Below are 21,860 nucleotides of genomic sequence, written 5' to 3'. Positions count from 1 at the left end.
AGGTGTATACCTTTTTTGTCTCAATTATGTAACCATCTCATACTCTATTATAATAATTAATAGACTAAAATATCTAGTGTTATCTGATAATTTTAAACTATTTAACGTTTTATTCGCTAAAAATCTTATTTAACAAGCTCTTTTAAGGTGATAAATAGAAAAAAATTACAGTTTGAAATTATCTCGAAAAAGCTTACGTATCCTTAAGGGACTAAATCGAGTACCTTTTTATGGGATTATTCTTTCTGTAATGGTAAGATTATTCTGAAAAAAAGGAGGGATTTTAATGCGTACAAAAGAGCAAATTTCAAACTTATTTCGAAACTTTTCAATAAAGGAATGTAAAGGGTCAAGTGATTTATATGAATATTTATCAATGAAAATTGCTGAAGATGAGGAAGTACTTACACTATCGTCCTATGCTCAGGTAGGTCAACCAGTCCCAAACTTACTATTAGGTGCAGTACATTATTTATTGTTAGCAGGGAAAGAACATCATTTAAAAACGTATTATAGTAGTTTAGTTGAAGATGCTGATACAAATTTAGATAAAGCTTTTAATCATTTTAAAGATTTCTGTAAAGAGTACCGAGAAGAAATCATTACTTTGTTACAAACAAAACTTGTTCAAACGAATGAAGTAAGACGGTGCGCATACTTATACCCAAGTTTCTGCTACATATTTAAGAAAGTGAAGAAGCCGTTAGCGTTAATTGAAATTGGGACAAGTTCTGGGTTGCAATTGTTCTGGGACCAATATCGTTATTCGTACGAAACGAATAAAATGTACGGGAATATAAATTCAAATGTGCATGTAACTTCTGAAATAAGAGGGGAAAATGTGCCGCATTTTCTAAAAGAAAGCCCATCTGTCGTAGAAAGAATCGGACTGGACTTACATGTGAATGATTTACATAATGAGGAAGATTATTTATGGTTACGTGCTTTAATTTGGCCAGAACATAAAGAAAGGCTTGAGATGTTTGATCAAGCTGCATCTTTAGTGAAAAATGAATCTGTCCAATTAATAGAAGGAGACGGTGTAGAGCTATTATCATCTATTATTGAACAAATAAGTGAAGAAGCTGTTATTTGTATTTTCCATACACATGTTGCAAATCAAATACCAGAACAAGTAAAACATAAGTTAGAAAAACAAATACAAGAAATTGGAGCAAAACGTGATGTATTCCACCTGTATAACAACATGTGGGATCGTGACCTTCATATTGATTATTATATTAACGGAAACGAATATCGTGAAACAGTTGGAGAAACAGAAGGGCATGGGAGATGGTTTAGCTGGAAGATTGGAAATGAGACGCTTATTTAGATTAATAGGGGCGCCCTCACTTGTAAAAGATGGGGCCATAGGATCAAGCATTGACTAAATGGTTAAGGAATAAATGTATTAGTAACATACAAAAAATGCTTCGGAGAAATCCTAAGCATTTTTTGAATTACATTTAAACCCCATAATGGATCATGTACTTCTGTTCTGCTGCAGCTTGTACAATTTTTGAAGCTAACTCATTCAGCTCATCAGATTTTCTGAAGAACTTTGAGGATGTAACTGTTTCATAGAAAATTGCTAATGATTCAGGCGGGATAATTGTAATACCACAATAAGCTAAACCGTATTTCTGATTTTTGACTGTATGGAAGTAGGTTTTCATAATTGATAAATTTTGATTTAAACTACTGATAATATCATCATCAACAGATATACAATGATATTTCTCTGGTGTATAATCTTCGTAATTTTTTTGAGAAGTAAAATCGTCAATTATTCCAAAATCATGGACACATGCCATCATTATCATCCTTTCAACTTTAATAAAGTGAGTTCTATTAAAGTAAAATCGTCATTTTGTTTACGTGTAATAGAAATGATTATGTAGTTCATTAGTATAGTACTTCATAAAATATCTTCGTTTCTTCTCCGTGAAGACAGTTTACTTATCGGTAAACTCATCGGGAGCCCAAGTGGCGATTTCATTCCCAGGTGCAGCGACTACAAGCCATTGCTCACATAGGACACCAGCTTGCCAACATTCATAATAATCATGAAAACCATTTAAAAAAATAATTTGTCCACTCTCTAATGTAATAATTAAATGAGGGCTTTCTAAGCCAAGTTGTATATCGGTAACTTTTTGTCTTCTTATCTTACATATTCTTTCATATTCTTCTTTCTCAGAATAAACTTCAAATTCATCTTCATTTAATGGGTAGCTTTTTTGAGGTTTATTAAATAAACACCATTTGGATTCGATATTGATATATAATTGTCCGTCATAATCAACTGAGTCGTGAAAGTTTGTGAAATGAATCTTTATAGCGCCTGGAGAAATACCAAATTGTAATCCATCAACTTGTGATCCGATGAATAGATTTTTCAACACTTTTTCAGCGTGAATTTTATCCTCTGTATTCATTATTGAATTCCTCCTTTTCATAAAAATATACCTTATATTTTTATTGTAATAAATAAATTTTCATGTAAAATGAACCTTTTGTGAAAAACGAGCGAATATAGTGTGAAGGATTATGAGAGGGGAACGGAGCTTTGGATGAAGTACAATTAAAAGAATGGCTATATAAACGAAAGTATGTTATCTAAAAAAGACCTTGAGAAAGTGTTACTTTCGATTGTTGAATAGATATTTAGTAAAAGAAGCAACTAATAATTATATTATGTAAACTCTTTTTGTAAAACAACCATAAAAAAATGGATGTTTTATATTTTGATATATTAGGTGGAATATATAGTTTAAAAAAGCGGAATACTTTGCGGAAAGTTAAAAACATTTTTCGGATCGTATTTCGCTTTTACTTTCATTAATCGGTCAAAGCTGCATCTGGCCAATTTTTAATGGAAAGGTCAGGTGTATTAACGTAGACACCCTTTGTAAAGGGGAGCATTGCCAAGCGGAAATCTTCAACCCATCGAATACTTCCACCAGCACCTTCTGATTGCCCCCAAATAGCAAATATTGACATGTTTGATAGTGCTTTTCGGTAAAAATAAGCAGTCGCCTCATTTGGCACCTCGGCAACAGCACCGCCTAATCGGTGGAAAAATACGGAGGTGGTGGAAAAGGGTAAGTTAAATCGTAATTTCTATTTGATTACCTTCCGGATCGCCTATTACACTTTCATAATAGCCATCTCCAGTAAAACGTGGTCCATTCAATAAAGGATAACCAGCAGCTTTTATCACCTTTGTCAGTTCATTCACACGTTCTTCACTACCGACAGAAAAAGCCATATGAGCATAGCCAGTTATGTTTAAATTAGGCTTATTTTCAATCCCTTTTTTACGCATAAGTTCAAGTCTTGCTCCAGATTCGAACGTAATAAAATAAGATTCAAATTGTTTCGTTTTATTATGATATAAAGAGTTTGCTTTACCATTAAAGTATTTCATATAAAAATCACGCATACATTCTAAGTCATTTACCCAAATTGCAATATGTTCAATTTTCATAGGTTTCACCAATCCTATCTGTATCAATTAGGCTTCCACTGTATTAAATTTGCATTTGCATTACAACAATTTTGCTTCGCTATTAAAGCTAGTTGTTAATTTTTGATTGTGTACGTACATACAATATGTAATTAAGTGAATGACCATCATAGTAATTACAGAAAAGGGTGAATGAAGCATATGAATCAATTTGAGCAAATGATGTACGTTGGTGTCATCATGTCTATTGTACTATCCGTAATGATTTTAGGGTCCTTATATTATAATCCTCGACTTTCGTTAACTGATTATCCGAAAGATATTCAAAAAGTAGTTTTTCCAAAATCGATTCATGAAAAAAAGCAAACCATTTATTTTAATATTGTATATAATACTATTCTTTTCGGTAGTCCTTTCGTTTCTACATATATACTACATAAGCATGAAAAGTTAATGTATATGGATGCCTATTTACACACTTTTGGTATTTTAATGATTTTCAATTTAGTAGATTTACTTATAATTGATTGGCTAATTTTTTGCTGGATTACTCCAAGGTTTGTTGTGATTCCTAGTACGGAAGGTATGAAAGGTTATAAAGATTATAAGTTTCATTTAAGAGGGGCTATAGTCGCTACTCAAATTTTAGCAATCGTAAGTTTATTTTTGGCGGGAATTGCCACAACTATTTAGTGTGAAGAAGGGCATGGAGCTTTTATAAAAGATAAGGAGATTTATAATATATAGAATTAGAAATGAGAATTTGATAGTATTGGAGTAAGGAGTTTTAATAACAGTATATTAAACAATATTAATATACTGTTGCAAATGTTTTGATATTATGTAAAATTATACAATTTTACGGAGGCATTTGATAAAATTCAAAAAAATTTAATGGAGGCTAATATGAAAAAAGTAATTGGCGCAGCAACAGCAACTGTTTTTGGATTGGGAGCGTTTACCACAACTGCTACCGCAGAAACAATCGTAACAGCAGATGTACTTAACGTACGTGAAAAACCGACTACAGAATCAAAAGTGGTCGAAAAAGTAAAGAATGGGCAAGAATTAAAAGTCATAAATACCGAAGATGGCTGGTCAAAAATTGAGTTGAATGGTAAAGAAGTGTTTGTAAGTTCGGAGTTTACAAAAGATGTATATCATGTAACGGCGAATTTGTTAAATGTACGTACTGAAGCAAACACAGATTCAGAAATTCTTGGCAGACTAAAAAAAGATGATGTAATTGAATCAACGCATCAAGTAAAAGACGGATGGTTGCAATTTGAGTATAAAGGAAAAACTGCTTATGCAAACGTTTCTTTCCTATCAAGTACAGCACCAACTGAAAAGAAAACTGAAGAGAAAACGAAGCAAGTAGCGAAAGTACAAAAATCAGTTAAAGAAAAGAAAGAAGTAAAGACGCAGAAAGTAGCAAAAGCGAAAGAAACAACGAAAGCACAAGAAATAGTAAAGCCTAAAGAAGAGGCAAAAGTAGTAAAAGTTAAAGAAGAAGGGAAAGCGCAAGAAATAGTAAAACCTAAAGAAGAAGGGAAAGCGCAAGAAATAGTAAAACCTAAAGAAGAGGCAAAAGTCAAAGAAGAAGTAAAAGTTAAAGAAGAAGAAAAAGCGCAAGAAATAGTAAAGCCTAAAGAAGAGGCAAAAATCAAAGAAGAAGTAAAAGTTAAAGAAGAAGAGAAAGTGCAAGAAATAGCAAAGGCTAAAGAAGAAGAAAAAGTGCAAGAAATAGCAAAAGCTAAAGAAGAAGAGAAAGCAAGAGAAATAGTAAAAGCTAAAGAAGAAGAGAAAGCAAGAGAAATAGCAAAAGCTAAAGAAGAAGAGAAAGCAAGAGAAATAGCAAAAGCTAAAGAAGAAGAGAAAGCAAGAGAAATAGCAAAAGCTAAAGAAGAAGAGAAAGCAAGAGAAATAGCAAAAGCTAAAGAAGAGAAAGCAAGAGAAATAGCAAAGGCTAAAGAAGAAGAGAGAGCGAAAGAAGCATCTAAAAACAACATACAGTCTGCTAAACGTGAATTAACGGTAGTAGCGACAGCGTATACTGCTGATCCAAGTGAAAATGGTACATATGGTGGACGCGTTTTAACTGCGATGGGGCATGATTTAACGGTAAATCCGAATATGAGAATTATCGCAGTTGACCCGAAAGTAATCCCATTAGGATCTAAAGTATGGGTAGAAGGTTATGGAGAAGCTATCGCTGGTGATACTGGAAGCGCAATTAAAGGTAATCGTATTGATGTATTAATGGGGTCAAAAAGTAAAGCTATGAATTGGGGAAGAAAAACTGTTAAAGTAAAAATTTTATAGTAACTATAATGATCCAAATAGAAGTCAGTTCTCTTTATTGAGGCTGGCTTTTATTTTTTTAGTGGAAGTATAATAGGATTTTTAAATGACTTATTAATAAACCTGTAATAAAACATAAAAATTGTCTCATGTTTAGAAAAACTATTAAGAATGAGGTAAGGAAGTAGAACAGAAGGTTATTGAGAAGTAGAGAAGAATAGTATGTTGAAAACGAAGGGTTAACGTATAATGAAATATATAAATCGGATCAAATCGTTTACTAAACACTTTCACTCATAATAGTGTAATTAAGTTCAAAGGATAGGTGTATTTCATGAAAGAAGTAAGAGAATATATTGAAACAAAGAAACAAGGTGTATTGGAGTTGCAAATAAAAGAAACGGAAGAAAAGCTAGGTGCTGCTTTCCCAAATCAATATAGGGATCTTATTAAATTAGTTAATAATGCTGAAATAGGGAAATGGATACTATATCCGATTAAAGATAATAGAAATGTAACGAAAACTTGGGATGATATTGTTAGACAAAATATTGACATGAGAGATGAGTCTATACCAGAAAATCTTATCATAATTGGTGACGATGGTTCAGGGGATAAATTGTGCTTTAAAATAAATAATGGAAAAATGGATGATAAAATATATATTTGGTATCACGCGGATGACGAAATGGAAGAAATATCTCCGAGTTTAAAAGAATTTATTATGGAAACTATTCAGGAAGACGATGTTTTTTAGTCTTAATTATTATCATTTTGTGAATCATTCTTATAAAAGGCGAGGATAGAATATGACAATAGAATTATATGGCGCACATTGTAATGAGCGGAAAGGGTATAGAGTAATTGAAGGAAGAGGTTCATATAATCATTACTTTGGCGGTCAAGATTGTAATTTGCCAGTATGTAAGTTATGCGGTGAGAAGATGCATCAAATTCCCTGTTTTGATTTAAAAGATGGGAGACTTGCTGAACTTAAAAGTAATGAACTAAATATTTTACCATTCGTTTCATGCTTGAACTGCGCGATGGTGTGGGAACCGCAATATTTTCAGTTAAGTGATGGAGGTAAAACAGTTCAAATCATAAAGCAGCAAAATACAGAAGAATGGATAATGGAAGAGGAAGATAAGTTACCAGCTTCATTACCAAAAACAACGGTAAAGCTTATAAATATGAAAAATGAAGATATACCTACAGATGAAGATAGTTACTGGGAAGCTTTTGACTTGTTCGGTTCTGAATATGTATGTAGATTATTAGGCGTACCATTATATGATGATCTTCCAAAGGATTTGGCGTGTCCAACTTGTGCGAAAGAGATGAAATATGTTGCTACAATTACTCAAGATATTGAGGAACGTGGACTTATTTCAGTAGTTGATTTCCAGTTTGGGGAAATGAATATATACTATTATTTATGTATAGATTGTTTAATTATAAAAACTGAAATACAAAATACATAACAAGCCTAACATATTATGTTAGGCTTGTTTTTCGATCGCAACATCATTAAGAATTGCATCAAATATATCTTTTTGCGTAAAGTTATCTGTAAAAATAGTTTCTGTGGCAACCTTAATAGTATCGTGCGGATTATACCATTTTTGTAGGGAATCCTCACCAAATTCATGTCGTTTGTCTCTTGTGTTATGTCGTCTAATAGTTTCCTCTAATGATAAATCAAAGTAATATGCAAATGCATTTTCATCAAAATAACGAATTAATTCTTTTAACATCTCACCATACCTATGACTGTTCAATATACCTTCTAAAATAACAAATTCACATTTTCCTTTTCCGTACTTCGTAATTTCAAATAGTAAATCATGTGATAAATTACCCATTGTGTCGTGTACTCTAAGCATATCTCTACGTACAACATCCTGTGATACTAAAAGTGTTCCTTGTCCGAAATGTTCTTGTAGTTGTTTTGCAATCGTTGTTTTACCACTTGAGGAGTTTCCTCTAAGAATGATTAAAGTGGATGTAAGTATAGGATTAGACATAATGTATTTCCCCCCAACAGCATTAATTATATAGAAAATTTTAACAAATAAAGTGAGGAAAGTGTATAATTAATATGATGGATATTTAAGGAGGGGGTAAGATGGGAGATATATTAAAAAATGCACAACCTATATGGAAACGGACTTGGTTTCGTTATCTAGGGGCATTTTTTATTGTTCAGTTACTGTTTACCCCGCATTAAAGGGCAGTAAGACCCCGATTGGTTCAACTAATAATCAGTGGGGGATGAACAAAACCCCCACTGATTAAAGTTTCACTTTATTTTGTGTGAAATCACTGCGTGGGCGCCAAACTTTAGGCCAGGCGGAGAGTTTTTTAATAGAATATTAAATTCTCAATTTTTCACCGAATGGTTCACACTCTATACAATCCCGCAACTTAACGTATTTACAGCATTTTTTGCGATTACATTACTACCATATGCATTAGTAGGTGCAATGAAAGATGTAACAGCAAGAAAAAATATAAAGAAATAATAGAGGTATAATATGCTTTTTCAAAAAGAAGGTTTATTGATTAGATACGTAATGGAAGATGATGCATCTATCATTTCTAAATGGTTAACGGACCCAGCAGTCCTGCGGTATTACGAAGGACGAGATAATCCGCAATCTGTAGAAAAGGTGCTTGATCATTTTATACATAGTCCAAACAGTAATGAAAAAAGATGTTTAATAGAATTTGATACCATTCCGATTGGTTACATACAAATGTACCCAGTGGATTCAGAGTGGAAAGCGTTATATGGCTATAAAGAATCACAAAATGTATGGGGTATGGACCAATTTATCGGTGAACCAGCCTATTGGGGAAAGGGAATTGGAACAAAACTCGTTCAGGCAGCAATTACATATATTATGGGTGAAATGGGAGCAGAAGCAATTGCAATGGATCCGAAAGTAAATAATGAACGAGCAATAAAGTGTTATGAAAAAAGTGGATTTAAAAAAGTAAAGATTTTAAAGGAACATGAGTTGCATGAGGGGAAATTAGAAGATTGTTGGATGATGGAATATAAACAATAATAATGGCTTATACAAATAAAGGGGGATGTGTGAAATGAAAAAAGCATTAATCGTAATTGATGTGCAAGCGGGTATGTATACAGCTGGAATGCCAGTACATAATGGGGGAAAGTTTTTACAAACATTGCAAGAGCTTATTAGGGAATGTCGTTCAAATGATATTCCAGTTATTTATATCCAACATAACGGTCCTAAAGACCATCCGTTAGAAAAAGGTACGGATGGATGGCGAATCCATGCGGCCATCGCTCCGCAAGAAGGAGATAATATAGTTGAAAAGACGACTCCAGATTCATTCCATAATACAAACTTAAGCGAAGTGTTACAAGAGAAAGGAATTGAACACGTTATTCTTTCGGGAATGCAAACAGAGTATTGTGTAGATACGACAACGCGCAGAGCATGTAGTGAAGGGTATAAAGTAACGTTAGTGAGTGATGCGCATAGTACATTTAATACAGAAGTGTTACGTGCTGAAGATATTGTGAAACATCATAACGCAGTATTGGGAGCGTTTGCGGATGTTGTTGCAGTAAAAGACTTAAAAGTGGCTGCCTCTAAATAAGAGGCAGTTTTTTATTAGAAAAAATAGCGTCAAATATTGTTAGTAATTCGGTATTTTGAAATAATCACTTATATAATTTCACGTACCATAATGAAAAAATACAAAAAGGAGCACCACATAATTAAAAAGGGCGCTCCTGCATTAAAACGTTACTTTTTCTTATCTTTATCCAATATATTTTGTTCTTCAGCAAACTCTGTACCATATGCAAAGCGGCGATTAATACGAATGTTATCATTGTTGTGCCTTGTATGAGAGTTAGAGAAGCGATGAACGATTACTTCAGATAAAGTGAAGACGATGGCAGAAAGGATACTGCCCCATGCAATTTGCATATAGTTGTCTAATAAAATATTACCAAAAATCCATACGCTTAAATATGTTAATAAGAAATCCGACATAATGGCACCAGTATTGCCAATTCGATTTAAAATAATTTTATCAACGAACATGTAGGATACGATTGTAACAAAGAGACTGAATGAAATAATTTGAACAAACGTTGCAGGGAAAAATAAAGCAAGCCCAATGCTAAATGCGATAATGCACGATATAAACTTGATAAGCACTACTGTGAAATCATTCAAAATTTACACCTCCGATTTATACATAGTTTTTCAATAAATTCTGGAGTTCATACATTGTAACGGATTTATTTACATAAAACTTTTTCATGTTCGGAATTTAGTCTAAATATTATAAAAACAATGAAAAAATGTTATAGTAAAATGAGAGTGTATGACATTTTTAGGTAAGGGGGAATCCAAGATGTGGATTACTTCAGAAGTAGAAATTCCAGATGAGTTAATTGATCACCTTGAGCAAGGAAAGTTAGTGTTATTTGTTGGAGCGGGAGTTTCTATGAAAGGGAAATCAAACTTACCGAATTTTGATGATTTAGTTGATGAAATTGCAAAAACGTTATATGTCGAAAAACGTGAAATAACAGAGCCACATGATTATTATCTTGGCAAAATTGCGAAAACAAAAGATGTACATCAAGTCGCAAGAGATCTCGTTCATATAGAGAAATCAAAACCGAATCCATTGCATTATGCAATTCCAAGGTTATTTCCTTTAGATACAGATATCCGCATTGTAACAACAAATTTTGATCAACATTTTACAACTGCAATTAAAGAAATAAATAGAGATATCAATGTTTATTACGCTCCAGCTTTACCGACTGGGAGAGCTTTTAAAGGTCTTGCTTACATACATGGTAATGTAGAACAGGAGAAAGAGGCTTTAATTTTAACAGATGGTGATTTTGGAAGGGCTTACTTAACGGAAGGGTGGGCGAGAAGGTTTTTAGTTGATCTATTCTCAAATTACACCGTTTTATTCGTTGGATATAGTCATAATGACCCAGTAATGAAATATTTAGCAACTGGTTTACCACCAAGTACAAGACGATTTGCTTTTGTCGCACAAGGAGAAAATACATACCACTGGGAACATTTAGGGATAAGACCAATTGTGTATCCGAATAAGGTGAATAATCATCAATCCCTTGTAAAAGCGGTAAAACGCTGGGCTGAATTAATGGGTGATAATTATATTACGAAAAGAATGCGTATTCGGGATATTGTAACGGTTCCCCCGTCAGTAGAACAGGAACAATTATCATACATAAAGCAATCGATTAAAAAAATTGAAACAGTACGTTACTTTGTGGAATTTGCTCATGATTATGAATGGGTCGAATGGTTAGAAGCAGAAGGTAAATTACAAAATTTGTTTATGCTTACGCCAAACTATAATGAAGTAGATGAATTACTTGCAGAATGGTTAGTGGAACAATTTCTTTTTAGTCATCAGAAAGAATTATTTCAATTAATTTATAAAAACTATTCTAAAATATCACCGTTATTATGGAGAACAATTTGTAACTACTTAAACGAAACGAAGAGTAAGATGGACCCGTTGTTGTTTGCAAGGTGGACACTCCTTTTATTAGAAACAGCTGAAAAAGATAGTAGCTCTATAGAAAAGATTTCTAAGTTACTGCAAAAATGTTCTTTTCCTGAGCATAAAGAAATTGCCTTATTGTTACTAACTTTTATTTTAGACGGAAAACTGAAGTTGAAACGTGTAAGAAAATGGGGAAATGATACGCAAGAATCAATAGAACTCGAGGAATCGAGTCGCTTACCAGTATCTACATTTTCTCATGTGGAGCAAATTTGGAACGAAAAGATGAGGCCATATATCGCTTATTATGCTGTTCCAATTATGATGATTGGATTAGAAAAATTGAGAATGTTGTCGTTAAGACAAACGGCACTGAAAAAAAGAAATAAGGAAAATGTAGAGAAAGAGTTTCATCAAAATGACCTTGCATTTTTAATACGAATTGTAAAAGAGTGTCTAACTTATTTATGCGAAAACAATGAGAAAAAAGCGGATTATTATATTACAGAAATGATAGAAGCAAATAGTGTACTTCAAAAGCGAATTGCAATTGATGCGATGAATAAAAATATTTTTGTTCGTGTAGATGACAAAATGAAATGGTTGTTACATGAAGGACTTCTTTTAGATTTCACTTATAAACACGAAGTTTTTCAACTTTTAAAAAGGCATTATGCACATTGTTTAGAAAAAACAAAAGAAGAAGTCACTCGAACTGTAATAAAGCATCTTACAGAAGAGAGGGTATTTGATGCATGTCTCGTATTAGACTTATTATTCAAGTGTGATTCGAATAGCCCATCTACGGCAAATGGGTATGAGTTAATGAAGCAAAAGCATCCTCATTTTCATTCTGAACGATACAGTGTACAAAAGAAAGAGGATACAGCAGAAAGCATTACTTGTAATGTAACTGCTGACGGATTATTACAGCTGAAAGATGTTGAAATTATGAAGCAAGTTCAGCAATTTTCGCAAGATGGTGTTTTTGAACAACGCCATTTTTTAGAGATGTTATCAAAAGCATGTAAATTAAACACAGAGTGGAGTATTTCATTTGCATACCAATTAGTAGGAGTGCAAGAAATAAGTAATGAAGTATGGTTTGTTTGTATTAGAGAATGGCGAAATAATCGAGGATTGACGAATGAGCAAATCCAAAAAATTATTCCGCTATTGCAGAAATTTGTTAGAAATACTGCTTTTCATTGGTTAATTAGTAGTTTTCTATATGAAATTAGTAATCGACTAGAAGAGTTAGAAGAGAATAGTATACGTGTTGTAAAACGATTTGCTTTTTCAGTGTTTCCTCAAGTTATGAAGAGTGATACAGACTTTAAGCTTGGGAAACAAGATTTTTATAATGAATCAATTCAGCATCCAGTTGGAAAAATGACGGCTGTATTATTAAAGTTGTTATCATATGATCATTTATACGATCGTAATGTATATGAATATTTATTTTTATTTGAAGAACAAGTAAGAGTTAATTCGGAACGAACAAACTTTATGTTTGCTCGTTTAATAGCAGATATTACATTCCTATATCATATTGAAAAACAATGGTGCCGAAAATATTTGTTACCATACTTAGATTTAAAAAAACAAAATGAGATTACGGAATATGCATGGGCCGGCTTATGTTACACGCAAATAAATCTACCTTTATTTACAGAAATGAAGCGATTTATTAAGTATGCGATAGAACATTTGGAAGTATTACATCCGCATACGAGAGAAGCTTTCTTGAAATGGCTTAGCTTTGTATTTATTAAATGTGTACTATATTGGGAGCAAAAAACAGATTGGTTATACCCGTTACTCATACTAGAAAATGAAGAAAATAAAATTAAGTTTATGCAGTTTTTATGCTATTACGTCAAAACATTAAGTATAAAAGAACAACAAAAATTTTGGACAGCTTGGCTCAGTGTATTTTTGCGAGAACGACCAAAAATGGGTGAGATAACTGCAAGAGAATATGTAATGCTTTTACGTATTATTTTATACATGGATGAAATATTAGAAAAAGGATTATGTATTATGTCTCGTGCATTTTCAAGTGTACATGGTAAATGTGCAGGTGAGGAAATGAAGCAGTTATTGATTGAAATGCTTCATAAAAAAGAAAGTATGAAAGCGCATAAAGAAATATTTGCAAATGTGTTTTTTATTTTACTACAAACATGTCACGAAGCCGTTTTATTTGAAAAAGAAATCATAAAAATAAAAGAATTATTAGTTCAGTATGAAGTAGAGGAATATGTTTTACATTTACTAGAAAATGAAATAATTCGCATAGGAATTGTAATGGGTGATTTACAAAAAGAATTATAGGACGAAAGTGGAATTTAAAAAAATATATAAAAAGTTGTTGACAGTGTTTTGAAAAGCGTTCTATAATACGAATCATACTTATTCAATTTCAAAAACATTTGAATAAACAAAGTGCAATGAAGAGATCACAGTAGTGGTTAGTCTTACTGTAACAGAGAGCTGGTGGTTGGTGTGAACCAGTACAGGGATAATCATGAATTACAGTCTTGGAGCATCTTTTTCGTAATAAAGATAGTTTGTCTTTATGAGGAAAAAGCGGTCAATTGATCGTTAACAGTGAAGAGAGGTAGACGGAAAGTTAGTCTACAACTAGGGTGGTACCGCGATAAATATCGTCCCTACTGATTTATTCAGTAGGGACTTTTTGTATTTTAGTGGTTCAACTTGAAAATTAAATAGTCATGCATTGAAAGGAAAAGCAGTAGTTGTTGTTTCCCTGTAACAGAGAGCTGGTGGTTGGTGCAAACCAGTACATAAACAAGAGCGAATTACAGTCCTGGAGCATCTTTTTCGTAGTAAAGATAGTATTGTCTTTATGAAGGGAAAGACGGTCAGATGATCGTTAACAATGAAGAGAGGTAGACGAAAGAAGTCTACAACTAGGGTGGTACCGCGATAAATATCGTCCCTACTGATTGGATCAGTAGGGCTTTTTTGTACAAAAAAGTGGATTTTTAACTAGTAGTTCATGTCTTTGTAAGAATTATCAGTTTAAAATAAGAAGAGGTATCGATTCCACTATGAATTTGTATAATTAGTCAGTTCAGAAAATAGAGAATTTTTTATTCTCTTACTATACTTTTAAAACATTAGAGGAGGATTTCCAAATGGCAAATCATGAATTAGATCAATTACGTAAACAGGTAGATGAAATTAACTTACAACTATTACACCTTTTAAACAAACGTGGTGAAATTGTTCAAAAAATTGGAGAGCAAAAGCAAGTACAAGGTACGAAACGCTTTGATCCAGTACGTGAGCGTGAAGTACTTGATATGATTGCAGAGCATAACGAAGGACCATTCGAAACATCAACAGTTCAACATATTTTCAAAACGATTTTCAAAGCAAGCTTAGAGTTACAAGAAGATGATAACCGTAAAGCGTTACTAGTATCACGTAAAAAGAAACAAGAAAATACAATCGTTGATGTAAAAGGTGAATTGATTGGAAACGGAACACAAACGTTCATCATGGGACCTTGTGCAGTAGAAAGTTTAGAACAAGTTCGTCAAGTAGGGCAAGCGATGAAAGACCAAGGCTTAAAATTAATGCGCGGTGGTGCATTCAAACCGAGAACTTCTCCATATGATTTCCAAGGTTTGGGAGTAGAAGGACTTCAAATTTTACGTCAAGTAGCAGACGAGTTTGACTTAGCAATTATTAGTGAAATTTTAAATCCGAACGATGTTGAAATGGCATTAGACTACGTTGATGTAATTCAAGTTGGTGCACGTAACATGCAAAACTTCGATTTATTACGAGCTGTAGGTAAAGTTAACAAACCAGTATTATTAAAACGTGGATTAGCAGCAACAATTGATGAGTTCATTAACGCAGCGGAATACATCATTGCGCAAGGTAACGATCAAATTATTCTTTGTGAGCGCGGTATCCGCACATACGAAAGAGCAACACGTAACACATTAGATATTTCTGCAGTACCAATTTTAAAGAAAGAAACACATTTACCAGTTATCGTTGATGTAACACATTCAACTGGACGCAGAGATTTATTATTACCAACAGCGAAAGCGGCACTTGCAATTGGCGCAGATGCAGTAATGGCTGAAGTTCATCCAGATCCAGCAGTTGCATTATCAGATTCTGCACAACAAATGGACATTCCAGAATTCCATAGATTCATGGATGAGTTAAAAGGTTTCAAAAATAAATTATCTTAATTCCATATCATATATGCGTTGAAGAGGAAACAGTAGTGCTTATCTCACTGTTAAAGAGAGCTGATGGTCGGTGTGAATCAGTACAAAGGTAAGCATGAATTACAGCCTTGGAGCATCTTTCCCGACAACTTTTGGAGGGTAAGACGGTCAAACGATCGTTAAAGAAGAAGAGAGGTAGACGAAAGAAGTCTACAACTAGGGTGGTACCGCGATAAACATCGTCCCTACTGAGCGCTCAGTAGGGACTTTTTTGTACAAAAAAATAGTAAAGGGGCAAGAGAAATGAGATACATTACAGCTGGAGAATCACATGGACCGCAGTTAACAGTTATTTTAGAAGGTGTACCAGCAGGTTTGACACTTACGGCGGAACATATTAATAAAGAATTATTAAGAAGACAAAAAGGTCATGGACGCGGAAGACGTATGCAAATTGAAACAGATACAGTTGAAATTGTAAGTGGTGTTCGTCACGGGATGACACTTGGATCACCGATTACGTTAATTGTAAAAAATGATGATTTCAAACATTGGACGAAAGTAATGGGTGCAGAGCCAATTTCGGAAAAAGAAAGTAAAGACATGAAACGTACAATTACAAAACCACGTCCCGGACATGCAGATTTAAATGGAGCAATTAAATATGGTCATCGTGATATAAGAAACGTATTAGAGCGGTCATCTGCAAGAGAAACGACAGTTCGTGTAGCTGCTGGTGCAGTTGCAAAACAAATTTTAAGCGAATTAGGCGTGGAAATTGCAGGACATGTTCTTGAAATTGGTGGAGTAAAAGCAAAACATATTTCAAACTTATCGATTGAAGAAATTCAAACAATTACTGAAAACTCACCAGTTCGATGTTTAGATAAAGAAGTAGAGCAAGAAATGATGAATGCGATTGACAACGCAAAAAGTAGTGGAGATTCAATCGGTGGTATTGTGGAAGTCATTGTAGAAGGTATGCCGATTGGCGTCGGTAGTTACGTCCATTACGATCGTAAATTAGATGCAAAACTTGCTGGTGCAATTATGAGTATAAATGCATTTAAAGGTGCTGAAATCGGCGTAGGTTTTGAAGCGGCACGACAACCAGGAAGCAAAGTGCATGATGAAATTCTGTGGGATGAAGAAAAAGGATACACGAGAAGAACGAATAATGCCGGCGGTTTAGAAGGCGGTATGACAACAGGTATGCCAATTATCGTAAGAGGCGTGATGAAGCCAATTCCTACTTTATACAAACCGTTAGCAAGCGTTGATATTGATACGAAAGAAGCATTCCAAGCGAGTATTGAAAGATCTGATAGTTGCGCAGTACCAGCGGCGGGTGTAGTAGCTGAATCTGTTGTGGCATGGGAACTTGCAGATGCACTAGTCGAACAATTCGGAAAAGATCGTATGGAATTATTAAAACAAAACATTATGCAACACAATAACTACGCAAAAGAATTTTAATAAAAAGGTGGGTTTAACGTGCAAGTAAAAGATCAACTATCATCATTACAACCATATAAACCAGGTAAATCACCAGAACAAATGAAAGAAGTGTACGGAGATCATTCGTTTGTGAAATTAGCATCGAATGAAAATCCATTCGGCTGTTCGCCACGTGTTTTAGATGAGTTGCAAAAATCGTGGTTGGAACATGCTTTATATCCTGACGGAGGTGCTACAACGCTCCGTCAAACAATCGCAGATAAGTTACATGTGAAAATGGAACAAGTACTTTGTGGTAGTGGTTTAGATGAAATCATTCAAATAATAAGCCGCGCCGTATTACGAGCGGGAGATAACATTGTAACAACAGGTGCAACATTCCCACAGTATCGTCATCATGCCATTATAGAAGGTTGCGAAGTGAAGGAAGTTGCGTTAAATAACGGTGTATACGACTTAGAAGAAATTTCTTCAGTAGTAGATAACGATACAAAAATTGTATGGATTTGTAACCCGAACAATCCAACAGGCACATATGTGAATGACCGAAAATTGACTCAATTCATTGAAGGTATTAGTGAAAATACGTTAATTGTCATTGATGAAGCGTACTATGAATACGTAACAGCAAAAGATTTCCCAGAGACATTACCGCTTTTAGAAAAACATAAAAATATTCTTGTACTTAGAACATTTTCTAAAGCGTACGGATTAGCTTCTTTCCGCGTTGGATATGCGGTTGGACAGGAAGAATTAATCGAAAAATTAAATGTCGTTCGTTTGCCATTTAACGTATCTTCATTAGCGCAAAAAGCAGCGACGATTGCTTTTGGTGATGACGAGTTTATTGAAGAAATAGTTCGTGTGAATACAGAAGGATTACAACAATACGAGAGCTTTTGTAGGGAAAATGATATTCCATTTTATCCATCGCAAACAAATTTCATCTTCTTGCCAGTTGAGAATGCTGGAGAGATTTATGAAGCTTGTGCACATGCAGGATTTATTATTCGTCCGTTCCCGAATGGTATCCGTATTACAGTCGGAACAAGGGAGCAAAATGAAGGGGTGATTTCAGTGTTACAACAACACTTTGAAAATAAAAAAAGAAAGTCTCGAGATGAGGAAAATGCGTAAAAAGGTAGTATTAATTGGAACTGGTTTAATCGGAGGCTCTCTCGCATTAGCAATTAAGAAAGAGCACGATGTAACGATAACAGGTTATGATATATTTCAAGAACAAGTAGAGCGTGCAAAAGAATTACACGTAGTAGATGAAATAGCAGTTGATTTACAGCATGCATGTGAAGAGGCACATTTAATTGTTTTTGCTTCTCCAGTTGAAGAAACAAAGAAGCTATTACACAAACTTGCGTCATTCCGTTTACGAGAAGATGTTATAGTGACTGATGTTGGTAGTACAAAAGGCACGATTATGAATGAAGCAGAAACTTTATTTTCAAAGGAAGTATCTTTCATTGGTGGACATCCAATGGCAGGTTCTCATAAAACGGGAGTTGAAAGTGCAAAAGCGCATTTATTTGAAAATGCATTTTACATTTTAACACCGATGCATCATGTGCCAAATGAACATGTGGAAGAGTTAAAAGATTGGTTAAAAGGAACGGGATCACATTTCCTTGTTTTAAATACAGAAGAACATGATTATGTAACAGGAATCGTTAGTCATTTCCCGCACCTTATCGCAGCAGGTTTAGTGAAGCAAGTAGAGAAACATGCAGGAGATAATCCGCTCATTCATCAGCTAGCTGCTGGAGGGTTTAAAGACATTACACGTATCGCATCTAGTAGTCCGAAAATGTGGAGTGATATTGTAAAGCAAAATCGTGAGCATTTAATGGTATTATTAAAAGAGTGGATCTCTGAAATGGAAGATTTATATAAAACAGTTTCTACCGGAGATGCATGCGAGATTCAAAACTATTTTGCAGATGCGAAAGAATACCGTGATTCTTTACCAGTAAGAAAGAGAGGGGCAATTCCTGCCTATCACGACTTATACGTCGATGTATTAGATAAGGTGGGGGCATTGGCTCATATTACGAGTATTTTGGCGCGCGAGGAAATTAGTATTACGAACTTGCAAATATTAGAAGCGCGTGAAGGACTGCTTGGGGTATTACGTATTAGCTTCCAAAGGGAAGAAGATCGTATGAAAGCAAAACTAGCGCTTGGAGAAGAAGAATACCAAACTTATGAAACAATTTAAATGAGAAGGTGAAAAACGTGAAAGAAAGAACAATACAACCTGTTAATAACGGATTGAATGGCAATATTACAATCTCAGGTGATAAATCCATTTCACACCGTGCTGTTATGTTCGGTTCTATTGCAGAAGGGAAAACAACAATTAAAGGTTTCTTGCCCGGTGCAGACTGTTTAAGTACGATTTCATGTTTTAAAGAAATGGGAGTAGAAATTACGCAAAACGGTGATGAGGTTACTGTAGTTGGTAAAGGATTAGAAGGTTTACAAGAACCAAAAGCTGTATTAGATGTTGGTAATTCTGGTACAACAATCCGATTAATGTCAGGTATATTAGCTAACACACCATTTTTCTCTTGCGTACAAGGTGATGAATCTATCGCAAAAAGACCGATGAAGCGTGTAACAAACCCATTAAAACAAATGGGCGCAAACATAGACGGCCGAGAAGAAGGAACATTTACACCGTTAACAATACGTGGCGGAGATTTAAAAGCAATTGAATATATTTCTCCTGTTGCAAGTGCACAAGTAAAGTCAGCTATTTTACTTGCAGGTCTTCGTGCAGAAGGTGTAACAGCTGTTACAGAACCACATATTTCACGCGACCATACGGAAAGAATGCTCGAAGCATTTGGTGTTAAAGTAACTCGCGAAGGGAAAACAGTGAAGCTGTCAGGTGGACAAAAATTAACAGCAACAGACATTCAAGTGCCCGGTGACGTATCATCAGCAGCATTTTTCTTAGTAGCAGGTGCAATCATCCCAAATAGTAAACTAGTATTACAAAATGTAGGAATGAATCCAACCCGTACAGGTATTATTGATGTTTTAGAAAAAATGGGTGCTACGTTCACTGTAGACCTAATTAACGAAGGGGCATCAGAACCAGCTGCAAATATTACAATCGAAACATCTTCATTAAAAGGAATTGAAATTGGCGGAGATATTATCCCTAGACTAATCGATGAGATTCCTGTAATCGCATTAGCGGCAACGCAAGCAGAAGGAATTACAGTAATTAAAGATGCACACGAATTAAAAGTAAAAGAAACAAACCGTATTGATACAGTAGTTGCTGAGTTAACGAAACTAGGAGCTCGAATAGAAGCAACTGATGACGGTATGATCATTTACGGAAAATCAGCTCTAAAAGGCAATACAGTAAATAGTTATGGTGATCACCGTATCGGAATGATGCTTGCAATTGCTGGCTGCCTAGCAGAAGGAAAAACAATTATTGAAGATGCAGAAGCAGTAGGTGTATCATATCCTACATTCTTTGACGAACTTCAAAAGTTAGCTAAATAAAAAGGGTGGAAAGCAGATACGTGATGTATCTGCTTTTTTGTTAAAACGTCCTTGTAATTTCACTTACCGAACTATAATAGTGAGAATTATGATACAATTCAAAAAGGGAATGGAGGAGAATTATATGAATGTCATACAATTAAAAGAAGATAAATTCAGAGAAGCATTACGTTTATCAGAATACGCTTTTCAATATAAAGTAGATGAGGAACGATTACAGCAGCAACTTACAAAAATGAAGGGAAGTCATGAAATATACGGCATTATGGAAGGGAAAGACTTAGCTGCAAAACTACACCTCATCCCGTTTCATATTTACATAGGTAAAGAAAAATTTAAAATGGGTGGCGTTGCAGGAGTAGCGACGTATCCAGAGTACAGAAGAAGTGGGTATGTAAAAGAGCTACTTCAACATTCACTTCAAAGAATGAAAAAAGATGGCTATACAGTCTCTATGTTACACCCATTTGCTGTTTCATTTTACCGTAAATACGGCTGGGAACTTTGTGCGAATCTACTCAAATGTCATATAAGTAAGAGCGATTTAGTGATGAAAAAACAAGTAAATGGTACTGTGAAACGTTTTAATAAAGAAAATCATCCAAAAGAAGTCGAGAAGCTCTATGAAGCATTTGCAGAACGTTTTTCATGTATGTTAGTTCGAGAGAAGAACTGGTGGTTACAAGCGGTTTATGATGATTTAACATTAGCGATTTACTATGATGAAAATAAAAAGGCAGCAGGTTACATGTTATACAAAATAGAAAACTATAAAATGACAGTAGAAGAATTTGTACCACTGCATAATGAAGCACGAAATGGTCTATGGAATTTTATTTGCCAGCATGATTCTATGATTAAAGAGCTTGAAATGAAAGTAAGTGAAAACGAACAGTTGTTATATACATTGCAAGAACCACGTGTGAAAACAGAAATAAAACCATATTTTATGGGAAGAATTGTAGATGTAGAGCAGTTCTTAAAACAGTATGAGTTAAACTGGAACAATGTACAACAAGAAGTCATTTTACATATTACAGATTCATTTGCACCGTGGAATAATGTATCGGTGAGACTTGCAAATTATGAAATAGCAATTATAGAAGAACCAATGGATAAAGGGATCAAGCTAGATATAAATGCACTATCCACAATACTGCTTGGATACAAACGCCCATTAGAACTAAATGAATTAGAATTAATTAGCGGAAGCGAAGAGGAAATACGGGCATTTGAGAATGTAGTACCAGTGCGCAAGCCGTTTATTTATGATTTCTTTTAATTTGCATATAAGATGGAGTTGTTTCGAACAAAATTTT

19 protein-coding genes, 2 pseudogenes and 3 other annotated features are annotated in these 21,860 nt (G+C 34.3%); of the genes and pseudogenes, 15 read left to right on the top strand and 6 right to left on the bottom strand.

Annotation, left to right across the window (positions count from 1 at the left end):
- Positions 1-286 precede the first annotated feature (286 nt).
- Positions 287-1,333: a DUF2332 domain-containing protein gene (locus V6946_RS15500; protein ID WP_006924505.1), complete on the top strand. Its 1,047-nt coding sequence runs from the start codon at positions 287-289 to the stop codon at positions 1,331-1,333.
- 133 nt (positions 1,334-1,466) lie between these two features.
- Here V6946_RS15500 and V6946_RS15495 read toward each other — a convergent pair whose 3' ends face one another.
- The 4 genes and pseudogenes from V6946_RS15495 to V6946_RS15480 form a co-directional block, all read right to left on the bottom strand.
- Entirely contained in the window at positions 1,467-1,817 is a 351-nt protein-coding gene (locus V6946_RS15495; protein ID WP_001999997.1) for a hypothetical protein, read from the bottom strand.
- A 138-nt stretch (positions 1,818-1,955) separates the two neighbouring features.
- The gene (locus V6946_RS15490) at positions 1,956-2,438 is read right to left on the bottom strand and encodes a hypothetical protein (RefSeq protein ID WP_001090913.1); all 483 of its coding nucleotides are present in this window, start codon (positions 2,436-2,438) and stop codon (positions 1,956-1,958) included.
- Positions 2,439-2,773: 335 nt separating this feature from the next.
- Positions 2,774-3,105, bottom strand: a pseudogene (locus V6946_RS15485) (BBE domain-containing protein); the annotation flags it as partial.
- 4 nt (positions 3,106-3,109) lie between these two features.
- Entirely contained in the window at positions 3,110-3,490 is a 381-nt protein-coding gene (locus tag V6946_RS15480) for a VOC family protein (protein WP_006924503.1), read from the bottom strand.
- A 180-nt stretch (positions 3,491-3,670) separates the two neighbouring features.
- On the opposite strand from V6946_RS15480, the gene V6946_RS15475 reads away from it, so the two are divergent.
- From V6946_RS15475 to V6946_RS15460, 4 genes are all read left to right on the top strand, one after another.
- A complete protein-coding gene (locus V6946_RS15475; RefSeq protein ID WP_001071240.1) occupies positions 3,671-4,162 on the top strand; it encodes a hypothetical protein in 492 nt (163 codons plus the stop codon).
- Between the two features lie 213 nt (positions 4,163-4,375).
- A complete protein-coding gene (entB, locus tag V6946_RS15470; RefSeq protein ID WP_406622061.1) occupies positions 4,376-5,794 on the top strand; it encodes a cell wall-binding protein EntB in 1,419 nt (472 codons plus the stop codon).
- A 313-nt stretch (positions 5,795-6,107) separates the two neighbouring features.
- Entirely contained in the window at positions 6,108-6,530 is a 423-nt protein-coding gene (locus V6946_RS15465) for an SMI1/KNR4 family protein (protein ID WP_006928545.1), read from the top strand.
- Positions 6,531-6,582: 52 nt separating this feature from the next.
- Positions 6,583-7,257: a hypothetical protein gene (locus tag V6946_RS15460; protein ID WP_149149719.1), complete on the top strand. Its 675-nt coding sequence runs from the start codon at positions 6,583-6,585 to the stop codon at positions 7,255-7,257.
- Positions 7,258-7,275: 18 nt separating this feature from the next.
- Here the strand turns inward: V6946_RS15460 and V6946_RS15455 are convergent, their stop codons facing one another.
- Complete coding sequence (locus V6946_RS15455) at positions 7,276-7,800, bottom strand: kinase (RefSeq protein WP_000070150.1); 525 nt, start codon at positions 7,798-7,800, stop codon at positions 7,276-7,278.
- A 101-nt stretch (positions 7,801-7,901) separates the two neighbouring features.
- On the opposite strand from V6946_RS15455, the pseudogene V6946_RS15450 reads away from it, so the two are divergent.
- The 3 genes and pseudogenes from V6946_RS15450 (at position 7,902) to V6946_RS15440 (ending at position 9,412) form a co-directional block, all read left to right on the top strand.
- Positions 7,902-8,298 (top strand): annotated as a pseudogene (locus tag V6946_RS15450) (YfzA family protein).
- Positions 8,299-8,310: 12 nt separating this feature from the next.
- Positions 8,311-8,847 carry a GNAT family N-acetyltransferase gene (locus V6946_RS15445; RefSeq protein ID WP_000898772.1) on the top strand — a complete coding sequence of 179 codons (537 nt, stop codon included), beginning with the start codon at positions 8,311-8,313 and terminating at the stop codon, positions 8,845-8,847.
- Positions 8,848-8,881: 34 nt separating this feature from the next.
- Positions 8,882-9,412 carry a cysteine hydrolase family protein gene (locus V6946_RS15440; RefSeq protein WP_000709539.1) on the top strand — a complete coding sequence of 177 codons (531 nt, stop codon included), beginning with the start codon at positions 8,882-8,884 and terminating at the stop codon, positions 9,410-9,412.
- Positions 9,413-9,561: 149 nt separating this feature from the next.
- On the opposite strand, the gene V6946_RS15435 is transcribed toward V6946_RS15440, so the two are convergent.
- Positions 9,562-9,999, bottom strand: coding sequence for a YndM family protein (locus V6946_RS15435; protein ID WP_000997702.1), 438 nt, complete (start codon positions 9,997-9,999; stop codon positions 9,562-9,564).
- Positions 10,000-10,180: 181 nt separating this feature from the next.
- On the opposite strand from V6946_RS15435, the gene V6946_RS15430 reads away from it, so the two are divergent.
- The 7 genes from V6946_RS15430 (at position 10,181) to eis (ending at position 21,823) form a co-directional block, all read left to right on the top strand.
- Complete coding sequence (locus V6946_RS15430; protein WP_006928558.1) at positions 10,181-13,663, top strand: DUF4020 domain-containing protein; 3,483 nt, start codon at positions 10,181-10,183, stop codon at positions 13,661-13,663.
- Between the two features lie 107 nt (positions 13,664-13,770).
- Positions 13,771-14,006 (top strand) — a binding site (T-box leader).
- 54 nt (positions 14,007-14,060) lie between these two features.
- Positions 14,061-14,296 (top strand) — a binding site (T-box leader).
- Between the two features lie 194 nt (positions 14,297-14,490).
- Entirely contained in the window at positions 14,491-15,567 is a 1,077-nt protein-coding gene (locus V6946_RS15425) for a bifunctional 3-deoxy-7-phosphoheptulonate synthase/chorismate mutase (RefSeq protein WP_001273575.1), read from the top strand.
- A gap of 9 nt (positions 15,568-15,576) precedes the next feature.
- Positions 15,577-15,796, top strand: a binding site (T-box leader).
- A 53-nt stretch (positions 15,797-15,849) separates the two neighbouring features.
- Complete coding sequence (gene aroC / locus V6946_RS15420) at positions 15,850-17,022, top strand: chorismate synthase (RefSeq protein ID WP_006928560.1); 1,173 nt, start codon at positions 15,850-15,852, stop codon at positions 17,020-17,022.
- A gap of 18 nt (positions 17,023-17,040) precedes the next feature.
- A complete protein-coding gene (gene hisC, locus V6946_RS15415) occupies positions 17,041-18,141 on the top strand; it encodes a histidinol-phosphate transaminase (RefSeq protein WP_006928562.1) in 1,101 nt (366 codons plus the stop codon).
- Entirely contained in the window at positions 18,134-19,234 is a 1,101-nt protein-coding gene (tyrA, locus tag V6946_RS15410; protein ID WP_001228137.1) for a prephenate dehydrogenase, read from the top strand. The genes hisC and tyrA overlap by 8 nt, the downstream gene beginning before the upstream one ends.
- 17 nt (positions 19,235-19,251) lie before the next feature.
- Positions 19,252-20,541 (top strand): 3-phosphoshikimate 1-carboxyvinyltransferase, encoded by a 1,290-nt coding sequence (gene aroA / locus V6946_RS15405; RefSeq protein ID WP_366981458.1) that lies wholly within the window; start codon positions 19,252-19,254, stop codon positions 20,539-20,541.
- 124 nt (positions 20,542-20,665) lie between these two features.
- A complete protein-coding gene (gene eis, locus V6946_RS15400; RefSeq protein WP_366981460.1) occupies positions 20,666-21,823 on the top strand; it encodes a GNAT family N-acetyltransferase in 1,158 nt (385 codons plus the stop codon).
- Positions 21,824-21,860: the final 37 nt, after the last annotated feature.

The organism is Bacillus sp. PPSBB_2, assembly GCF_045291115.1.
Taxonomy (GTDB): domain Bacteria; phylum Bacillota; class Bacilli; order Bacillales; family Bacillaceae_G; genus Bacillus_A; species Bacillus_A cereus.
The sequence above is the reverse complement of the archived record's forward strand: the minus strand, read 5'-3'. Positions and strand labels throughout refer to the sequence as shown.